The organism is Sphingomonas sp. T1 (assembly GCF_902506585.1).
GTDB classification, from domain to species: Bacteria; Pseudomonadota; Alphaproteobacteria; order Sphingomonadales; family Sphingomonadaceae; genus Sphingomonas; species Sphingomonas aerolata.
This window is the reverse complement of sequence record NZ_LR733875.1, coordinates 1,168,808-1,185,635: the sequence shown is the minus strand read 5'-3', so window position 1 is coordinate 1,185,635 and position 16,828 is coordinate 1,168,808. Positions and strand designations below refer to the sequence as shown.

The following is a 16,828-nucleotide window of genomic DNA, read 5'->3' as shown; positions in this document are numbered from 1 at the left end:
ATCGGCTTCGCTAGAACGCGCGCCCATGTCCACGACCTACACGCTCGACACCGCGACGAGTCGCGCCAACCCGACGCCCGCCCCGCTCAAGCGCCTCACGATCCCCGCGATCCGCCGGCAAAAGGGGCAGGTGCCGCTCGTCATGCTCACCGCCTATACGGTGCGCAGTGCGCAGCTGCTCGATCCACACTGCGACATGCTGCTGGTCGGCGACAGCCTGGGGCAGGTGATCTACGGCCTGCCCTCGACCGTGCCCGTCACGCTCGAGATGATGGCGGCGCACGGCGCGGCGGTGGTGCGCGGCAGCTATCACGCGGTGGTCGTCATCGACATGCCGTTCGGCAGCTATGAAGCGTCACCCGAAAAGGCGTTCGAGAGCGCCGCGTGGCTGCTGAAGCAGACCGGCGCGGCGGCGGTGAAGCTCGAGGGTGGCACCGCGATGGCGCCGACCGTACGGTTCCTCGTCGAACGCGGCATTCCGGTGATGGGGCATGTCGGCCTCACCCCGCAGGCGGTCAACGTGCTGGGCGGCTATGGCGCGCGTGGCCGTACGCCCGAGGAGGCAGCGAAGATCGTCGCGGATGCCAAGGCGGTCGCCGAGGCGGGCGCATTCGCGCTGGTGATCGAGGGCGTGGTCGAGCCGATCGCGATCGAGATCACGCGCGCGGTCGCCTGTCCGACGATCGGCATTGGCGCATCGGTCGAGTGCGACGGCCAGGTGCTTGTTGCCGAGGACATGCTCGGCCTGTTCGACCGTACCGCCAAGTTCGTGAAGCGGTTCGAGGATCTCGCCGCCAAGATCTCGGGCGCTGCGGAGACCTATGCCGACGAGGTTCGCAGTCGTGCCTTTCCGGGACCCGACCAGAGCTATGCGCCGCGCGCCGGCACGGTGGATTGATCCGGCTTTTGTTTCGGACGCGTGGCGGCTAAGGTCCGCGCCATTCCACCATCCCCCGATATCCTTTCCTCCCTTTGTCTCCGGAGTCACCCTTGGCCCTGCCGCCGAAAACCGATGAAGCGTTCCTCCGCGAGGTCGACGAAGAACTGCGCCGCGATCAGCTCGCGGGTTTCTGGACGACCTGGGGCAAATGGATAGCGCTCGGGGTGGTCGCAGCACTCGTCGCGCTGGCCGGATTTCTCTATTATCAGCACCGCACCGAAACCCAGGCGGGTGTCGAGGGCGAGCAGCTCCAGGCCGCCTATGACGCGCTCGCCGCGGACAAGGTCGCCGAGGCGAACACGACGCTGAGCAAGCTCGCCGCGTCCGACCGTGCCGGGTACAGCGCGCTCGCACGGTTCACCGAGGCGGATATCCTTCTCCAGAAAGAGGATATGAAGGGTGCCGCGGCCAAGCTGGCGGCGATCGCTGCCGACACGTCGGTCGCCAAGCCGTTCCGCGACCTTGCGCTGGTCCGGCAGACGTCGGCGGAATATGACACGCTCAAGCCGCAGGTCGTGGTCGAGCGGCTGCGTCCGCTTGCGGTCACGGGCAATCCCTGGCTCGGCAGCGCAGGCGAGATGGTCGCGGTCGCCTATGTCCGGATGAACCAGACCAAGCAGGCGGGGACGCTTTTCGGCCAGATCGCGGCTGATCCCGGCGTGCCCGAGACGATTCGTCAACGCGCTGTTCAGATGGCCGGTGTACTGGGCGTCGACGCCGTTGCCAGCACCGGGACGGCCGGGACCGCCGCTGCTGCTGCATCAAACGAGGATACCAACGCGCAATGACGAAGTCTTATCGGGTGACGGTCGCGGTGGCTGCGCTCATGGCCTTGAGCGGCTGCGGCATTTTCAAGGGTAGCGTCAAGAAGACCCCGACGGTCGGAAACCGGGTATCGATCCTGACCTCCGAAAACGGGGTCGAGACCGACGCGACGATCGCCGATGTCCAGGTCCTCCTGCCGGCCCCCACGGTCAATGACGCCTGGGCACAGCCGGGCGGCAATCCTGCCAAGTCGATGGGCCAGCTGGCGCTCGCCGCGCAGCCCAACAGGGCATGGCAGGCCTCGATCGACGGTGGCTCCAACCGCGAACGCATGGCCGCGCCGCCCGTCGTCGGTGAGAACAAGCTGTTCGTGATGGACGTCCACGGCGTCGCGCATGCGTTCAAGTCTGACACCGGCGGGGCGTTGTGGACCACGCCGATCACCGAGGGCAAGATCAACCAGTCCGCGCGTTTCGGCGGTGGCGTGAGCTATGACGACGGCAAGGTCTATGCGACCGACGGCGTCGGCGACGTGGTCGCGATGAACGCGTCGGATGGCGCGATCCTGTGGCGCGCCAAGCCCGGCGGCCCGCTGCGTGGTTCACCGACCGTGTCGAACGGTGCGGTCTATGTCCTGACGCAGGACAACCAGATCTTCTCGCTCAACCAGGGTGACGGCAAGGTCCAGTGGGTGCAGTCGGGGACGCTGGAGACGCAAGGCGTGTTCGGCGTCGCGGCACCCGCGGTCAGCCAGGGCACCGTCGTCTCGGGCTTCTCGAGCGGCGAACTCAGCGCCTATCGCTACGAGAATGGTCGTATCCTGTGGCAGGACGCGCTGTCGCGCACGTCGATCACGACATCGGTGTCGAGCCTGTCGGATATCGACGCCGCCCCGGTCATCGATGGCGGCCGTGTCTATGCGGTCGGGCAGGGCGGGCGCATGGTCGCGCTCGAGCTCTCGACCGGCCAGCGTCTGTGGGAACAGAATTTCGCGGGCATCTCGACCCCCTGGATTGCGGGCGAATGGCTGTTCGTGGTGACCGACGATGCGCGGCTGGTCTGCCTTTCGCGGTCGAACGGCAAGGCGCGCTGGATCGCGCAGCTGCAGCGGTTCGATAACGAGAAGAAGAAGAAGGGGCCGGTGACCTGGTATGGCCCGATCCTGGCGGGCGGTCGCCTGATCCTGACCAATTCGCGCGGTGAGATCGTTTCGGTTAATCCGGGCGATGGCGCGGTCGGCAGCACGATCGAGACCAAGACGCCCTTCACCCTGCCGCCGATCGTCGCGAACTCGACGCTCTACACGCTCGACCAGAAGGGCAAGATCACCGCCTATCGGTGAGCCATCACCCCTCTCCCGGTGGGAGAGGGGTAACAGGTGACGACGGAGCGTTCCCGCGCTAAGGGCACGGCATGTCCAAACTCCCTGTGGTCGCAATCGTCGGCCGCCCCAATGTCGGCAAGTCGACCCTGTTCAACCGCCTCGTCGGCAAGAAGCTTGCGCTGGTCGACGACCGGCCCGGCGTCACGCGCGATCGCCGCGAGGGCGATGCGTCGTTGATCGGGCTCGATTTCCGCATCATCGATACCGCCGGATACGAGGATCATGACGCGCAGACGCTGCCCGGGCGGATGCGTCAGCAGACCGAGGCTGCGGTCGGCCAGGCCGATGTCGCATTGTTCCTGTTCGACGCACGCGCCGGCATCGTGCCGCTCGACGAGGAGATCGCCCGCTGGCTTCGCACCGCCGACGTGCCGGTCGTGCTCGTCGCCAACAAGGCCGAGGGCCGCGCGGGCAATGACGGCGTGCTTGAGTCGCTGGCGCTCGGCTTCGGCGATCCGGTCGAACTGTCCGCCGAGCATGGCGAGGGCATGGGCGACCTGTTCGAGGCGTTGCTCCCGCTGCTCGAAGGCAAGGACGAGGTTCCTGAGGAACAGCCCGACAATGAATATGAGGGGCCGCTGAAGCTCGCGATCGTCGGACGTCCGAATGCGGGCAAGTCGACGCTGGTCAACCGCATCCTCGGCGAGGACCGGATGATCACCGGTCCCGAGGCCGGCATCACGCGCGATTCGATCAGCGTCGATTACGACTGGCATCCGACCGGCGGCGAATCGCGCAAGGTCCGGCTGATCGATACGGCGGGCATGCGCAAGCGTGCCAAGGTCCAGGACAAGCTCGAGAAGATGTCGGTCGAGGACGCGCTCCACGCGGTCGACTTCGCCGAGGTCGTCGTGCTGCTGCTCGACGCTACGCTGGGGCTCGAGGCGCAGGATCTGCGGATTGCCGACAAGGTGCTGCAGGAGGGCCGTGCGCTCGTCATCGCGCTGAACAAATGGGATATCGCGGAAAGCGCGTCGTCGCTGTTCAATGGCGTCAAGCGCGCGCTCGAGGACGGCCTCAGCCAGGTCAAGGGCGTGACCGTGATGACCGTGTCGGGCGCGACCGGCAAGGGTATCGACCAGCTGCTCCAGGCGTGTTTCGACACGCGCGACGCCTGGTCGAAGCGCGTCGGCACCGGCGAGCTCAACCGCTGGTTCGAACGCGCGATCGAGGCGACGCCGCCACCGGCCCCGGGCGGCAAGCGGATCAAGATGCGCTATGTCACCCAGGTCAAGACACGTCCGCCGAGCTTCGTGATCTTCGGCACGCGCGTCGACCAGCTGCCGGCGAGCTATGAGCGCTATCTGGTCAATTCGATGCGCAAGGATCTGGGCTTCGGCGCGGTGCCGGTCCGGCTGATGTTCCGCGCGCCGAAGAACCCGTACGACGATAATCGCGGCGGCGGCGGCGGCTACTAGACGGTGGCGTCCGGGGTGGTCCGGATCGACGCGCGGGGCATGCGGTGCCCTTGGCCCGCGATGCGGCTGGCCAGAACGCTGCGTCAGGCGGGCGAGGGATCAGGCTCGGACGGGATGCCGGCCGCTGTTCGGATCGAGGTCCGCGCCGATGATCCGCGTGCGCCTGCCGAGCTGGCGGCGGTCGCCACGGCGGCGGGCGCGGACATGGCGATCATTTCCGATCCAGTCGCGCCAATATTTGTCGTGACACGCGGGTCCGACAGCAACAATGTCTTTACGGAATAGCGATAGGCTGACCGTCGACGTTCATGGCGGGCCGGCCAAACGGGAGTAGGCGTCAGTGTCATTCGAAGGAAACACCCTGGTCGACTGGCCGGCGTTTCAACAGGCCCGCAGCGAGCTTGGCGGCGGGTTCATCCGCATCCTCGGCTATTTCCGCGAAGACGGCGTGAAATCGGTCGCCACGATCGAAGCGGCGATGCGCGCCGGCAGCGCGGCGGCGCTGATCATTCCAGCCCATACCCTAAAGGGCGAGGCGCGCCAGTTCGGCGCCGAGCCGCTGGCCGATCTCGCGGAAACGATCGAGACGATCGCACGCGACTGTGTCGAGCTTCATGATACCCCGGATGCCGCGCTCGAGCATGTTGCGCGGTTGCGGCCGCTGTTCGGCGAGACGCTGACGCTTCTCGAGCGCGAGGCCAATCCGCTGGTCCCTCGCCGTCCCGCGGCGGGCGGGTTCGGACGGCGTGCCGTCCCATCGGGGTTTGGCGCCGAATAAGCACACCGCCGGCGCGCGCTGCCGGTCGCCGCGGACGACGACCGGCAGACGAGCTCAGCCCTTCAGATAGGGTGCCGCACCGGCCTTGGGCGAATCATGCTCGGAGATCGAGTTGAGCTGGATGTAGTTGTGGATGCCCATCCGGGCGATCATCTCGAACTGGCGTTCGATCGTGTCGACATGCTCTTCCTCGCTGGCGAGGATGCGCGCGAACAGGTCGCGGCTGATATAGTCCTTCACTTCTTCGCAATAGGCGATCGCGCTCTTCAGCTGGATCGTCGCCTCGACCTCGAGCGCGAGATCCGACTTCAGAACCTCTTCGACGGTCTCGCCGATGCGCAGGCGGCCGAGCAGCTGGAAATTGGGCAGGCCATCGAGAAACAGGATGCGCTCCGACAACCAGTCAGCATGCTTCATCTCGTCGATCGACTCCATGCGCTCATACTGGGCGAGCTTGTAGACGCCCCAATGCTCGAGCATCCGATAATGGAGCCAATATTGGTTGACCGCGGTCAACTCGTTCTTGAGCGCCTCATTCAGGAAATCGATTACCGTGGGATCGCCGCGCATTGCCATAACTCCGTCACCTCTGAGCGGCATGTAGCGGTTTTACGTTCGTGGCGGCAAGGGCGACGGGATCGCGCCATGTGGCGCCGCGCCAGGTCAGGCTGCGGCGCGTTCCTCGTTGATGATCGCCCGGGCGACCGACGTGCACTGACCGCATTTCGGCTGACGGCCCAGCGAACGGAACGCCTGGCAGGGCGTCGTGCACCCGCCCCGCGCACAGCTGCGGACGTCGGATTCTCGAATGGCATTGCAGACGCAGACGACCATGGAAGCTCCCTCGTGAGAGCTTCCAATTAGCGATAATGCGAACCAGTCGCAAGCGCTTTTGCGTCTGATTCGCAACTAATGCCGCGTTGGCGTTCAGGCCAGCGCGGCGTCTTCCCCCATCAAATTCGGGAAGAAGCCCTCATGCGCGGCGCGCAGCGTGTCGAGCGCGATCACGTCGTCGCGGTCGGGGCGTTCGAAGATCAGGCGCTTGCCGCCGGTACGGCCGAGCGGTTCGGCCTCGACATCGGCGGCATGTGCGGCGCCGAGGAAGTCGAGCAGCGCGTGGTCCTCGACGGTGACGATATAGACGCCCTGGTCCTCCGCGAAGAATGCGCGTGCACAGTCGAAGGGCTGCTTGCGGTCGATCATTGCACCGATGCCGCCTGCGAGCGCCATTTCGGCCAGGGTCACGGCGATGCCGCCGTCCGAGACGTCGTGGACCGCCGACAGCTGGCCCTCGGCGATCGCGTTGCGGATGAGGTCGCCGACGCGACGCTCCGCCGCCAGGTCGACCGCGGGCGGGGGGCCTTCCTCGCGGCCATGGCATTCGCGCAGCCACAGCGACTGGCCGAGATGGCCATGCCGCGTGCCCACCGCGAGGATGATGTCGCCTGAGCCCTTGAACGCGATCGTCGCATTCTTCTGCCAGTCGGCAAGCAGGCCGATCGCACCGATCGCCGGCGTCGGCAGGATCGCCGAGCCGCCGCCGGTGGCCTTGGATTCATTGTAGAGCGAGACGTTGCCCGACACGATCGGGAAGTCGAGCGCGATGCACGCGTCGCTCATCCCCTCGAGGCAGCCGACGATCTGGCCCATGATCTCGGGCCGCTGCGGGTTGGCGAAGTTGAGGCAGTTCGTCACCGCGAGGGGCAGCGCGCCGACCGCGGTGAGGTTGCGCCATGCCTCGGCGACCGCCTGCTTGCCGCCCTCGACAGGATCCGCAAAGCAATAGCGCGGCGTGCAGTCGGTGGTCATCGCCAGCGCCTTCTGCGTGCCGTGGACGCGGACGACCGCCGCGTCGCCACCGGGGCGCTGGACGGTGTCGGCGCCTACCATGTGGTCATATTGCTCCCAGATCCAGCGGCGCGAGGCGATGTCGGGCGAGCCCATTAGCGTCACCAGATCGGCGGCGATGTCGTTGCTGTGCGGCACGTTTTCGAGCGGCGCGGGCTTGGGTGTCGGCACGTGTGGGCGATCGTAGAGCGGTGCCTCGTCGGCCAGCGGCCCGAGCGGAATGTCGCAAACCGTCTCGCCCTTGAACGTCAGCACCATGCGGCCGGTGTCGGTGACGCGGCCGATCACCGCGAAATCGAGCTCCCACTTCTTGAAGATCGCCTCGGCCTCGGCCTCGCGGCCGGGCTTCAGCACCATGAGCATCCGCTCCTGGCTTTCGCTCAGCATCATCTCGTACGGCGTCATGCCCGTTTCGCGCTGCGGCACGTCGTCCATGACGAGTTCGATACCGACCCCGCCCTTCGACGCCATCTCGACCGACGAGGAGGTGAGGCCGGCGGCGCCCATGTCCTGGATCGCGACGATGACGTCGGTCGCCATCAGTTCGAGGCAGGCCTCGATCAGCAGCTTTTCGGTGAAGGGATCGCCGACCTGGACGGTCGGGCGCTTGGCGTCCGAGTCCTCGCCGAAGTCCGCGCTCGCCATCGTTGCGCCGTGGATGCCGTCGCGACCGGTCTTGGAGCCGACATAGACGATCGGATTGCCGATGCCGCTGGCGGCCGAATAGAAGATCTTGTCCTGATCGGCGATCCCGACGGTCATCGCGTTGACCAGGATGTTGCCGTCATAGGCCGCGTGGAAGTTCACCTCGCCGCCGACCGTCGGCACGCCGACGCAATTGCCGTAGCCGCCGATGCCGTGAACCACGCCCGAGATCAGGTGGCGCATCTTGGGGTGATCGGGCCGGCCGAAGCGCAGCGCGTTCATGTTGGCGATCGGTCGCGCGCCCATCGTGAAGACGTCGCGCAGGATGCCGCCGACGCCGGTCGCCGCGCCCTGATAGGGTTCGATGTAGGACGGGTGGTTGTGGCTCTCCATCTTGAAGATCGCCGCCTGGTTGTCGCCGATATCGACGACGCCGGCATTCTCGCCCGGGCCGCAGATGACGCGTTCGCCCTTGGTGGGCAGCTTCATCAGGTGGATCTTGCTCGACTTGTAGCTGCAATGCTCGGACCACATCACCGAGAAGATGCCGAGCTCGACGAGATTGGGCTCGCGGCCGATCGCGTGGAGCACGCGCTCATATTCTTCGGGGGACAGGCCGTGGTCGGCGACGATCTGCGGTGTGATCTCGGTCATGGGGCGGGCTTTAGCGGGGTGGGGGGCGACTTGCCAGCGTCGATCCTGCTCGAAGCGCGAGGGATTGGCGACTTGCAATTGCCATGTCATGAAACGGCGTCAGACTTCCCGTCGATACCGCCCGGTATATGGGAGGGCGGTCGTCATTCGGGGGGGTGTAAATGAAGATCGCGTCGATACTGGCGATTGCGGCGCTGGGGAGCACGGCGACGCAACTGCCCGCGCAGGCTCCGACGAGTTTCTGTGAGCGGCTTGCTCCCAAACTCAACATGAAGCAGGCCGGATCGAAGCCCGCGCGGGCCACCGAATGGCGCGTCAATACAATGGGTCTCGGATCGCATCTGTTCGGCGGGTCGTCGATGGTGTCGTTCATAGTCCGGCCGTCGGGCGAGCAGACCCAAGCGGCCTATGACAAGGCGACGAAGGCCTGCAGCCAGTCGCCCAAGGGTATCCTGTGCCGGATTGAGGGGCCGGCCGAGCTGACGGTGCAGACCAAGGGTGGCGAAGCGAAGGGCGATGCGGCCGCCGGTGAAAGCGCCGAGGTGGAGTTGCGGAAGGCTGCGATCCTCTGCCGCGACCTGTAGTCGTCATCCCACTTTGCGTCGTCATCCTGACGGACGTCAGGATCTAGGGTAACGAGGTACGCGCCTTGCGGCTCTGGATCCTGACTTTCGTCAGGATGACGGGAGGGGGCGATTGCCCGCGCCCCCGGTCTAATCAGCCGTACGGCGGCTGCGTGTAGCCCTTGGGGCTGAGCGTGAAGATGTCACAGCCTGTCTCGGTGATGCCGATCGAGTGCTCGAACTGCGCCGACAGCGAACGGTCGCGCGTCACCGCCGTCCAGCCATCGTCGAGCAGCTTAACGTCGGGACGGCCGATGTTGATCATCGGTTCGATCGTGAAGATCATGCCGGGGCGCAGTTCGGGGCCGGTGCCGGGCTTGCCGACATGGACGACTTCGGGGGCGTCATGGAACAGGCGGCCGACGCCGTGCCCGCAGAAATCGCGGACCACGCCGTAGCGATGCTTCTCGGCATGACGCTGGATCGCATGCGCGACGTCGCCCATGCGGTTGCCGGGCTTCGCCTGTTCGATGCCGAGCATCAGGCATTCATAGGTCACCTCGACGAGGCGCCGCGCCTTGATCGGCACGTCGCCGATCAGGTACATCCGGCTCGTGTCGCCGTGCCAGCCGTCGAGCAAGGGCGTGACGTCGACATTGACGATATCGCCCGACTTCAGCGCCTTCTCGCTCGGGATGCCGTGGCAGACGACATGGTTGATCGAGATGCAGACGCTGTGCGTATAGCCACGATACCCGAGCGTCGCCGGCACTGCGCCCGCCGCGGTGATGAAGTCGTAGATCAGCCGGTCGATCTCGGCGGTGGTCACGCCCGGCACCATGTGGGGCACGATCATGTCGAGCGTTTCGGCAGCGAGCCGCCCGGCCTTCATCATGCCTTCAAAGGCGGCGGGGCCGTGGAGCTTGATGGCGCCGGTGCGCGCGTCCGGCGCGTCGGACGTGACGGTTACATATTCGGTCATGGCGAGCGATATAGCGTGGCGGCGCAACTTTTGCGAGGCTATGCGAAGGGCCATGACACAGGAACGCATCTGGACGGCCGCACTGACAATCATCGGCGACGAGATCCTGTCGGGCCGGACACAGGACAAGAACGTCGCGCAGATCGCGGCCTGGCTCAATGTGCAGGGCATCCGGCTGGCCGAAGTGCGCGTCGTCGCCGACCGGACCGAGGCGATCGTCGAGGCGGTGAACATCCTGCGCGCACGCAACGACTATCTGTTCACCACGGGCGGGATCGGCCCGACGCATGACGACATCACCGTCGATTCGATCGCCGAGGCGCTGGGTGTCGCGGTCGAGCATCATCCGCGGGCGATGGCGGTGCTCGAGGCCTATTATGCGACCCGCGGCGGGCTGACCGAAGCGCGTGCGCGGATGGCGCGCGTGCCAGTCGGTGCCGACCTGATCGACAACAAGGTATCGGGCGCGCCGGGGATCCGGATCGGCAACATCTTCATCATGGCGGGGGTGCCGCACATCACCGCCGGCATGCTCGACGCGCTCACCGGCACGCTGGAAGGCGGACGCCCGGTCGTGTCGAAGACGATCGGCTGCTGGGTGGCGGAGAGCGAAGTCGCCGACCTGCTGCGCGATGCCGAGAAGGCGCATGAAGGCGTCGCGGTCGGCAGCTACCCGTTTTTCCGCGACGGCCGGACGGGCGCGAATTTCGTCGTGCGCAGTGCGGATGCCGCGCTGGTCGATCGCTGCATCGCCGATCTGGTCAGCGCGCTCGAGGCGACCGGGCGCGTGGTGACACCCGAAGGCATCTGACGCCGCGGGCGTACTCCAGGTTGGTGGACGGCCCGCTGGGCCAAGCCGCTTGCAAAGCACGGCAATACCCGTCAGCCTTCGTAAAAATACGAAGGAGAGGCTGGATGACTGCAAGCAATCTGATGCTGATGATCGTGGGCTGTATGGCGGTGTTGCCACTAGTGGCACTCGCCTTCGTGATGTGGCGGCCGGTGACCAAGCCCCTCGACTGAGGGGCGTTGCGCCGCGTGCACGTCGGTCGTGCGCGCGGCTCGCTCCGTCTGCCAAGTCCGGTGCCGATGCCAAGCGCGATTGACAGCCGCGGTCGGAAAGCTACCCCGGTGGCATGGTTACCCGACAGACCCGCAACCCGGTGCTCGCGTCCGAACTCGACCGCTTCATCGATGCCCAGGTAAGTACCGGCACCGGCACCAGCGCCGATGCGGTTGCCGCTGAGACCCTGACGCTGCTGCGCGACCGGCTGGGGCGATCCGTCGCCGCCACCCCGGTGGCCTGGCCGATCGCCGGCGGGGCGTGTGGCGCAGCGATACGAGCGCATGACTGGAGCGCGACGCCGCTCGGCGCGATCGACACCTGGTCCCCGCAGCTTCGCTCGACCGTCAATACGGTGGTCAACTCGCCCGTCGCCAAGGTGCTGATGTGGGGCGCTGACGGCCTGATGCTATATAATGACGGCTATGCCAGGATCGCGGGCGGCAAGCATCCGGCCGCGATCGGTGCGCGCGCCGTCGACGTCTGGCCCGAGCACGCGGACTTCAACCGCCACGTGCTGGGCGAGGTGATGCGCGGCGAGGTCATGCTCTTTCGCGACCAGCCGATGACGCTCCACCATGACGGCGCAGCGCACGCGGTGACGCTCGACCTCTTCTACACCCCGGTGCATGATTTCGACGGCAGCGTCGGCGGCGTGCTGGGCACGGTGATCGACAATAGCGAGCGGGTGGCGGCGGAACGGCAGCTGGCGCGGAGCGAATCGGAGCTGCGGATCGTCACCGACGCGCTGCCCGTGCTGATTTCCTATATCGATCGTGACTATGTCTATCGTTTCGCCAACAGCTTTTACGAGGACTGGGTCGGGCTGACACCCGCCCAGGTCGTCGGACGGCATGTCCGCGACGTCATCGGTCAGCCCGCCTTTGCCGTACGCCAGCCGATGATGGACCGTGCCCTGGCCGGCGAGACGGTGACCGCCGATGCGCGGCTGCCGCACCGCGACGGCGGCGACCGCGCGTCCGAGCTGCGTTACATCCCGCGGATCGAGCCCGATGGGGCGATCAACGGCTTCTACGTGCTGGTCTTCGACGTCGAGGAGCGCGTCAATCGTACCCTGCAGCTCGAACGACAGATCAGCCACCGCGAACGCGCCGAACGCCAGCTGCGCGTTCTCAACGAGACGCTCGAGGCGCGCGTCATCCGCGAGATCGAGGAGCGTCGGCTTGCCGAAGCGGGGCTCGCCCAGGCGCAGAAGATGGAGACGATCGGCAAGCTGACCGGCGGTGTCGCGCACGACTTCAACAACCTGCTCCAGGTCGTCTCGGGCAATCTGCAGCTGCTCGGCAAGGACATTGCAGGGAATGCGCGTGCCGAGCGTCGGGTCAGCAACGCGATGGCGGGGATCGAACGCGGCGCCAAGCTCGCCGCACAGCTGCTCGCCTTCGGCCGACGCCAGGCGCTCGAACCAAAGGTGGTCAACGTCACGCGGTTCGTGCGCGGGATGGACGACATGCTGCGGCGTGCGATCGGCGAGGCGATCGAGGTCGAGACGGTCGTCGGCGGCGGGCTGTGGAACACGTTCATCGACCCGACGCAGATCGAGAATGCGTTGCTCAACCTCGCGATCAATGCACGCGACGCGATGGAGGGGCGCGGCAAGCTGACGATCGAGCTCGGCAATGCCAGCCTCGACGACGCCTATGCACGCGGCCATTTGGAGGTCGCGGCGGGGCAATATGTCATGCTGGCGGTCACCGACACGGGCAGCGGCATGGCGCCCGACATCATCGACAAGGTGTTCGAGCCGTTCTTCTCGACCAAGAGCGAGGGCAAGGGATCCGGGCTCGGGCTGTCGATGGTCTATGGCTTCGTCAAGCAATCGGGCGGCCATGTGAAGATCTACAGCGAGGTCGGCGAAGGCACGACGATCAAGCTCTATCTGCCGCGCGCGATGGGCCCCGAAGACGTCGAGGTCGCGACCAGCGGTGGGCCGATCATCGGCGGGACCGAGACCGTGCTGGTGGTCGAGGATGATGACGAGGTCCGTGCGACCGTCGTCGAGATGCTCGGCGACCTTGGCTATGGCGTGCTGAAAGCGGTCGACGCGGGCAGTGCGCTGAACGTCATCGAAAGCGGCGTGCCGATCGACATGCTGTTCACCGACGTGGTGATGCCGGGGACGCTGAAGAGCCCCGAACTCGCCCGTCGTGCGCGCGAGCGGATCCCCGATCTCGCGGTGCTGTTCACGTCGGGCTATACGGAGAACTCGATCGTGCATGGCGGCCGGCTCGACGTCGGCGTCGAGCTGTTGTCCAAGCCCTATACACGCGAGGCGCTCGCGCGGAAGTTCGAACAGGTTCTCGCCGGCCAGCGCGCGCGGCGGCGTGCGGCGGAGGGTCACGAGGATGCGCCGCGGTCGGACGGAGACGTCCCGATCCGCGTCCTGCTCGTCGAGGATGACGCGGCGATCCGTGCGGGTGCCGCCGAGATGCTGCGCGATCTGGGCATGGCGGTGATCGAGGCGGCCAGCGCCGAAGCGGCGCTCACGACGCTGCAGGCGAGCCCGGTCGATGTGCTGGTCAGCGACGTCAATCTGCCCGGGCTGTCCGGCCCGGAGCTTGCCGAAGCGGTCCGCATGCGTCGGCCGGGAATCGGGGTCGTGTTCGCAACCGGCGATAGCGAGGTCGCGCTCGTGCCGTGGGATCCCCAGGCGATCCTGCTGCCGAAGCCCTATGGCGTCGAGGCACTGCGCTCGGCTGTCGTCAGGGCGGCGTCGAAGGCGGCGATCGACAGGCCAGCGCCGGCTGATACTGCGGCCGAAGGACCTGTGCTGATGCAGATCGCGTCAGACGGACAGACCAGAGGGTAATCCTGACCGGCAGCGACCGTGCCGGGGGGAGAGGAGCGCGCGACCGAGGCGTGCGTGCCCCGGCGCCTAGCGCGTCGGCCAGACCATCATGCAGGTGTCGACAAGCTGATTGAGCTCGCCACAGGTGGCGCCCGATCCGCCCTGGATCGCCAGCCCCTGCATGACCGCGAACAGATAGCGCGCGAGGGCAGGCGACTCGAGACCGTCGGGGAACTCGCCCGCAGCCTTGGCCTCGTCGAACCGGCGGATCAGCGCAGCCTGTGACGACTCGCGGCGTTTGGCGACCTCGGCCTTGATCGGTTCGGCCTCGACGCCGCAGGCAACGCTGCTGATGATGCTCAGGCACCCCTTGGGATCGCAGGTGCTCGTCTGCATCTGGAGCGCCCCGCGCAGCAGCCGCTCGGCCACCGCCTTGGCGGTCGGCGCATCGAGCGCGGACGTCATATAAGCGAGCTTTTCGCGTTCGTAGAGGTCGAGCGCCTTGTGAAACAACGCTTCCTTGTTGCCGAACGCGGCATAGAGGCTCGGCTTGGTGATCTTCATCTCGGCTGTGAGCTCGGCCATCGACGCCGCCTCATACCCGTTTCGCCAGAAAACGCGCAGCGCGGCCGCAAGCGCCTCCTCGAGATCGAACTCGCGGGGGCGGCCCTTGGGGGCGGTGAGCGTGCACAAGCTATTCATACCAGTCGGTATATAGGCACAAGTGGAAAAACGTCCAGTATCCCGGACGTTCCGGGACCGAGCGACCGGATCGCGCACGTCGAACATCCGCGCCGTCCGCGCGTTGGGCGGGGCAGGACCGGCAGGGGATCCTGCTACGGTCGGACAAGGAATTATGACCATGAAAATCGGGTTTATCGGTCTGGGCCAGATGGGGCATGCCATGGCTGCCAATCTCGTCGAAGGGGGTCATGAGGTGACGGTGTGGAACCGCTCGCCGGACAAGGCCGATGCGCTGGTCGAACGTGGCGCGGCTCGGGCCGCGACGCCCGCCGAGGCGGCGCAGGGCGACGTGGTGCTGACGATGCTGGCGGACGATGCCGCGCTGGAGGCGGTGGTCTATGGCGATGACGGGATCCTCGGTGCGCCGGCGGTCCATGTATCGCACAGCACGATCAGCGTTGCGCTGGCGGAGCGGCTGACGGCGGACCAGGACGGGGGCGGTGGCTATGTCGCGGCACCCGTCTTCGGTCGTCCGCCCGCGGCGGCGGCGGCGATGCTGTTCGTCGTTGCGGCGGGACGCGCCGATCTGATCGCCCGGTGCGAGCCCGCACTGGACGCGATCAGCCAGCGGGTGTTCCGTGTCGGCGAGACGCCGTCCGCCGCCAATCTGGTGAAGCTCAGCGGCAATTTCATGATCATGGCGGCGGTCGAGGCGATGGCCGAGGCGATGACGCTGGCGGAAAAGGGCGGGGTCGAACCGGCGCTGCTGCTCGAGGTGCTGACGGGCACGCTGTTCAATGCGCCGGTCTACAAGACGTACGGCGAGATGCTGGTCGAACAGCGGTTCACGCCTGCGGGCTTTGCCGCGCCGCTGGGGCTGAAGGACATGAACCTCGTCGACGCCGTAGCGGGACGACTGCGTACGCCGATGCCGCTGCTCGGCGTGGTGCGCGATCATCTGCGCGCCGCGATCGCGCAGGAGGGGGAGGACGTCGACTGGTCGGCGGTGGGCGCCGCCGTCCGGCGCAACGCCGGGCTTTAACGCCCCCGTTCGCCCGCCTGTCGGCCGCGCAGTGCGGCCTGCAGGCGGGGTCGCACCACGAGAAAGCCGAGATAGGCACGCTCGAGCAGGCGGAGCGCCGTGCCGTTACGCGCGAGCAGGCCGAGTGGCCGCAGGACCGGGATTGCGCGCCACATCGCGGCGAACGCCGCGGCGCCCGACAGCATAGTCCCGTCTTCACGCGCATGAAACCGCGCGAGCAGGTCTCGGCGGTCGATCGGGCAACTCGCATCGGGATCGGTGGCATCGACGAACGTGATCGCGCCGCGCCGGTCGAGCCGCCGCATGAGCGCGATCTCGCGCCGGCATAACGGGCAGTCGCCGTCATGCCAGACGACCAGATCGGTCACCGGGCGTCCGCCGCGTCGGAGTCGGGATTGCGTGCGCTGATGCGCGTGGCGAGCAATGTCGCAAAGCCGAGCCAGCCCACGAACGGCACGCCAAGCAGCGCCGCGGGACGATCGACCTTCGCCGCCGCCGCGACATAGGCGCCGCCGGTTGCGACCATCGTGCCTGCGACGACTGCACCGGATCGAAGCGCCCGCTTGCGGAAGAAGATCTCGGTCCAGCCGCCGACCATCGCCGTGTTGAGCAGCCACAGCCCGACCGCACTCGTGCGACGTGGCCCCGCGGGCTGGCGGAGCAGACGATATCCACCGACGGCGAGCCCGGTCTCGAGCACCGGCCACACCGCGCCGAACACGGCATCGGGCGGGGTATAGCTGGGCTTGTCGAGCCGCTTGTACCAGCGGCGGGTCCGCGGGTGGGAGGGGTCGGGCGCATTGCGGCGACCGATCGCGGCGCTGACGCCGAGGACCGACACGACGATCAGCGCGGCAGCGGTCCGCGACAGTGCTGGCGGTGGCGCAAGCGGCGGAACGGGCAATGCGACGGGATGGTGATCAGGATGGGCCATCGGTCAGCGCTCCGCCAGATAGCGTTCGAGATCGTCACAGCCACCGATCGTCTCGCCGTTGATGACGATCAACGGGGTCGTCGCGATGCCGTGCTCGGTCTTGAACGCCTCGACCGTGTCCCGATCGCGGAGGATCTGGTCGTCGACGTCATAGCCTTCGGCCTGAAGCAGTTGCTTGGCGCGGACGCCGAACGGGCAGGTGTGATCGGGCAGCACCATCCGGTGCAGCGTCGCGGTACGGGTCTGGGTCATCATCGTCCTCGGATCTGCGGCCTCTCGATACGCCGATCGATGCCAGATCCTATAGCGCGGGATGGCC

Annotated in this window: 18 protein-coding genes; 10 read left to right on the top strand and 8 right to left on the bottom strand. The window is 66.9% G+C overall.

Annotated elements, in window-relative coordinates; all coding sequences use genetic code 11:
- Positions 1 to 25: 25 nt before the first annotated feature.
- The 6 genes from panB (at position 26) to GV027_RS05245 (ending at position 5,285) form a co-directional block, all read left to right on the top strand.
- Positions 26 to 898, top strand: a complete 873-nt coding sequence (gene panB, locus GV027_RS05270; RefSeq protein ID WP_159511190.1) for a 3-methyl-2-oxobutanoate hydroxymethyltransferase — start codon at positions 26 to 28, stop codon at positions 896 to 898.
- Positions 899 to 990: 92 nt separating this feature from the next.
- On the top strand, positions 991 to 1,728 hold the full coding sequence (locus GV027_RS05265; RefSeq protein WP_159511189.1) for a tetratricopeptide repeat protein: 738 nt from the start codon (positions 991 to 993) through the stop codon (positions 1,726 to 1,728).
- Positions 1,725 to 3,047 (top strand): PQQ-binding-like beta-propeller repeat protein, encoded by a 1,323-nt coding sequence (locus GV027_RS05260; RefSeq protein ID WP_159511188.1) that lies wholly within the window; start codon positions 1,725 to 1,727, stop codon positions 3,045 to 3,047. The genes GV027_RS05265 and GV027_RS05260 overlap by 4 nt, the downstream gene beginning before the upstream one ends.
- A 71-nt stretch (positions 3,048 to 3,118) precedes the next feature.
- The gene (gene der / locus GV027_RS05255) at positions 3,119 to 4,507 is read left to right on the top strand and encodes a ribosome biogenesis GTPase Der (RefSeq protein WP_031395626.1); all 1,389 of its coding nucleotides are present in this window, start codon (positions 3,119 to 3,121) and stop codon (positions 4,505 to 4,507) included.
- Positions 4,508 to 4,510: 3 nt separating this feature from the next.
- Positions 4,511 to 4,792, top strand: coding sequence for a sulfurtransferase TusA family protein (locus GV027_RS05250; RefSeq protein WP_159511187.1), 282 nt, complete (start codon positions 4,511 to 4,513; stop codon positions 4,790 to 4,792).
- Between the two features lie 55 nt (positions 4,793 to 4,847).
- Positions 4,848 to 5,285, top strand: a complete 438-nt coding sequence (locus GV027_RS05245) for an Hpt domain-containing protein (RefSeq protein ID WP_031395627.1) — start codon at positions 4,848 to 4,850, stop codon at positions 5,283 to 5,285.
- 54 nt (positions 5,286 to 5,339) lie between these two features.
- Here GV027_RS05245 and bfr read toward each other — a convergent pair whose 3' ends face one another.
- The 3 genes from bfr to purL form a co-directional block, all read right to left on the bottom strand.
- A complete protein-coding gene (gene bfr, locus GV027_RS05240; RefSeq protein ID WP_042467738.1) occupies positions 5,340 to 5,855 on the bottom strand; it encodes a bacterioferritin in 516 nt (171 codons plus the stop codon).
- 93 nt (positions 5,856 to 5,948) lie between these two features.
- The gene (locus tag GV027_RS21385; protein WP_037527780.1) at positions 5,949 to 6,119 is read right to left on the bottom strand and encodes a (2Fe-2S)-binding protein; all 171 of its coding nucleotides are present in this window, start codon (positions 6,117 to 6,119) and stop codon (positions 5,949 to 5,951) included.
- Between the two features lie 93 nt (positions 6,120 to 6,212).
- Complete coding sequence (purL, locus tag GV027_RS05230; RefSeq protein ID WP_159511186.1) at positions 6,213 to 8,432, bottom strand: phosphoribosylformylglycinamidine synthase subunit PurL; 2,220 nt, start codon at positions 8,430 to 8,432, stop codon at positions 6,213 to 6,215.
- Between the two features lie 161 nt (positions 8,433 to 8,593).
- Between purL and GV027_RS05225 the strand changes: the two genes are divergently transcribed.
- The gene (locus GV027_RS05225; protein ID WP_159511185.1) at positions 8,594 to 9,016 is read left to right on the top strand and encodes a hypothetical protein; all 423 of its coding nucleotides are present in this window, start codon (positions 8,594 to 8,596) and stop codon (positions 9,014 to 9,016) included.
- 133 nt (positions 9,017 to 9,149) lie between these two features.
- Here the strand turns inward: GV027_RS05225 and map are convergent, their stop codons facing one another.
- Positions 9,150 to 9,977, bottom strand: a complete 828-nt coding sequence (map, locus tag GV027_RS05220; protein WP_159511184.1) for a type I methionyl aminopeptidase — start codon at positions 9,975 to 9,977, stop codon at positions 9,150 to 9,152.
- A 52-nt stretch (positions 9,978 to 10,029) separates the two neighbouring features.
- Between map and GV027_RS05215 the strand changes: the two genes are divergently transcribed.
- Entirely contained in the window at positions 10,030 to 10,788 is a 759-nt protein-coding gene (locus GV027_RS05215) for a competence/damage-inducible protein A (protein WP_159511183.1), read from the top strand.
- 325 nt (positions 10,789 to 11,113) lie between these two features.
- Positions 11,114 to 13,870: a response regulator gene (locus GV027_RS05210; protein ID WP_159511182.1), complete on the top strand. Its 2,757-nt coding sequence runs from the start codon at positions 11,114 to 11,116 to the stop codon at positions 13,868 to 13,870.
- Between the two features lie 66 nt (positions 13,871 to 13,936).
- Here GV027_RS05210 and GV027_RS05205 read toward each other — a convergent pair whose 3' ends face one another.
- Entirely contained in the window at positions 13,937 to 14,551 is a 615-nt protein-coding gene (locus tag GV027_RS05205; protein ID WP_031441750.1) for a TetR/AcrR family transcriptional regulator, read from the bottom strand.
- Positions 14,552 to 14,711: 160 nt separating this feature from the next.
- Here GV027_RS05205 and GV027_RS05200 point away from each other — a divergent pair, with 160 nt between their 5' ends.
- Positions 14,712 to 15,575 carry an NAD(P)-dependent oxidoreductase gene (locus GV027_RS05200; RefSeq protein WP_159511181.1) on the top strand — a complete coding sequence of 288 codons (864 nt, stop codon included), beginning with the start codon at positions 14,712 to 14,714 and terminating at the stop codon, positions 15,573 to 15,575.
- Here the strand turns inward: GV027_RS05200 and GV027_RS05195 are convergent.
- The 3 genes from GV027_RS05195 to GV027_RS05185 are packed head-to-tail and all read right to left on the bottom strand — an operon-like array spanning position 15,572 to position 16,761.
- Positions 15,572 to 15,943 carry a thiol-disulfide oxidoreductase DCC family protein gene (locus GV027_RS05195; protein ID WP_159511180.1) on the bottom strand — a complete coding sequence of 124 codons (372 nt, stop codon included), beginning with the start codon at positions 15,941 to 15,943 and terminating at the stop codon, positions 15,572 to 15,574. The two genes, GV027_RS05200 and GV027_RS05195, sit on opposite strands and share 4 nt — an antisense overlap.
- Entirely contained in the window at positions 15,940 to 16,509 is a 570-nt protein-coding gene (locus GV027_RS05190) for a TspO/MBR family protein (RefSeq protein ID WP_159511179.1), read from the bottom strand. The genes GV027_RS05195 and GV027_RS05190 overlap by 4 nt, the downstream gene beginning before the upstream one ends.
- A 3-nt stretch (positions 16,510 to 16,512) precedes the next feature.
- Positions 16,513 to 16,761 (bottom strand): glutaredoxin domain-containing protein, encoded by a 249-nt coding sequence (locus GV027_RS05185; RefSeq protein WP_159512743.1) that lies wholly within the window; start codon positions 16,759 to 16,761, stop codon positions 16,513 to 16,515.
- Positions 16,762 to 16,828 lie beyond the last annotated feature (67 nt).

What these genes read in the sequence shown, in the direction of transcription:
- panB (WP_159511190.1), top strand. Translation starts at nt 26, where the DNA reads ATGTCCACGACCTACACGCTCGACACCGCGACGAGTCGCGCCAACCCG.
- GV027_RS05260 (WP_159511188.1), top strand. Translation starts at nt 1,725, where the DNA reads ATGACGAAGTCTTATCGGGTGACGGTCGCGGTGGCTGCGCTCATGGCC.
- der (WP_031395626.1), top strand. Translation starts at nt 3,119, where the DNA reads ATGTCCAAACTCCCTGTGGTCGCAATCGTCGGCCGCCCCAATGTCGGC.
- bfr (WP_042467738.1), bottom strand. Translation starts at nt 5,855, where the DNA reads ATGCGCGGCGATCCCACGGTAATCGATTTCCTGAATGAGGCGCTCAAG.
- GV027_RS21385 (WP_037527780.1), bottom strand. Translation starts at nt 6,119, where the DNA reads ATGGTCGTCTGCGTCTGCAATGCCATTCGAGAATCCGACGTCCGCAGC.
- purL (WP_159511186.1), bottom strand. Translation starts at nt 8,432, where the DNA reads ATGACCGAGATCACACCGCAGATCGTCGCCGACCACGGCCTGTCCCCC.
- GV027_RS05225 (WP_159511185.1), top strand. Translation starts at nt 8,594, where the DNA reads ATGAAGATCGCGTCGATACTGGCGATTGCGGCGCTGGGGAGCACGGCG.
- map (WP_159511184.1), bottom strand. Translation starts at nt 9,977, where the DNA reads ATGACCGAATATGTAACCGTCACGTCCGACGCGCCGGACGCGCGCACC.
- GV027_RS05215 (WP_159511183.1), top strand. Translation starts at nt 10,030, where the DNA reads ATGACACAGGAACGCATCTGGACGGCCGCACTGACAATCATCGGCGAC.
- GV027_RS05210 (WP_159511182.1), top strand. Translation starts at nt 11,114, where the DNA reads ATGGTTACCCGACAGACCCGCAACCCGGTGCTCGCGTCCGAACTCGAC.
- GV027_RS05205 (WP_031441750.1), bottom strand. Translation starts at nt 14,551, where the DNA reads ATGAATAGCTTGTGCACGCTCACCGCCCCCAAGGGCCGCCCCCGCGAG.
- GV027_RS05200 (WP_159511181.1), top strand. Translation starts at nt 14,712, where the DNA reads ATGAAAATCGGGTTTATCGGTCTGGGCCAGATGGGGCATGCCATGGCT.
- GV027_RS05190 (WP_159511179.1), bottom strand. Translation starts at nt 16,509, where the DNA reads ATGGCCCATCCTGATCACCATCCCGTCGCATTGCCCGTTCCGCCGCTT.
- GV027_RS05185 (WP_159512743.1), bottom strand. Translation starts at nt 16,761, where the DNA reads ATGACCCAGACCCGTACCGCGACGCTGCACCGGATGGTGCTGCCCGAT.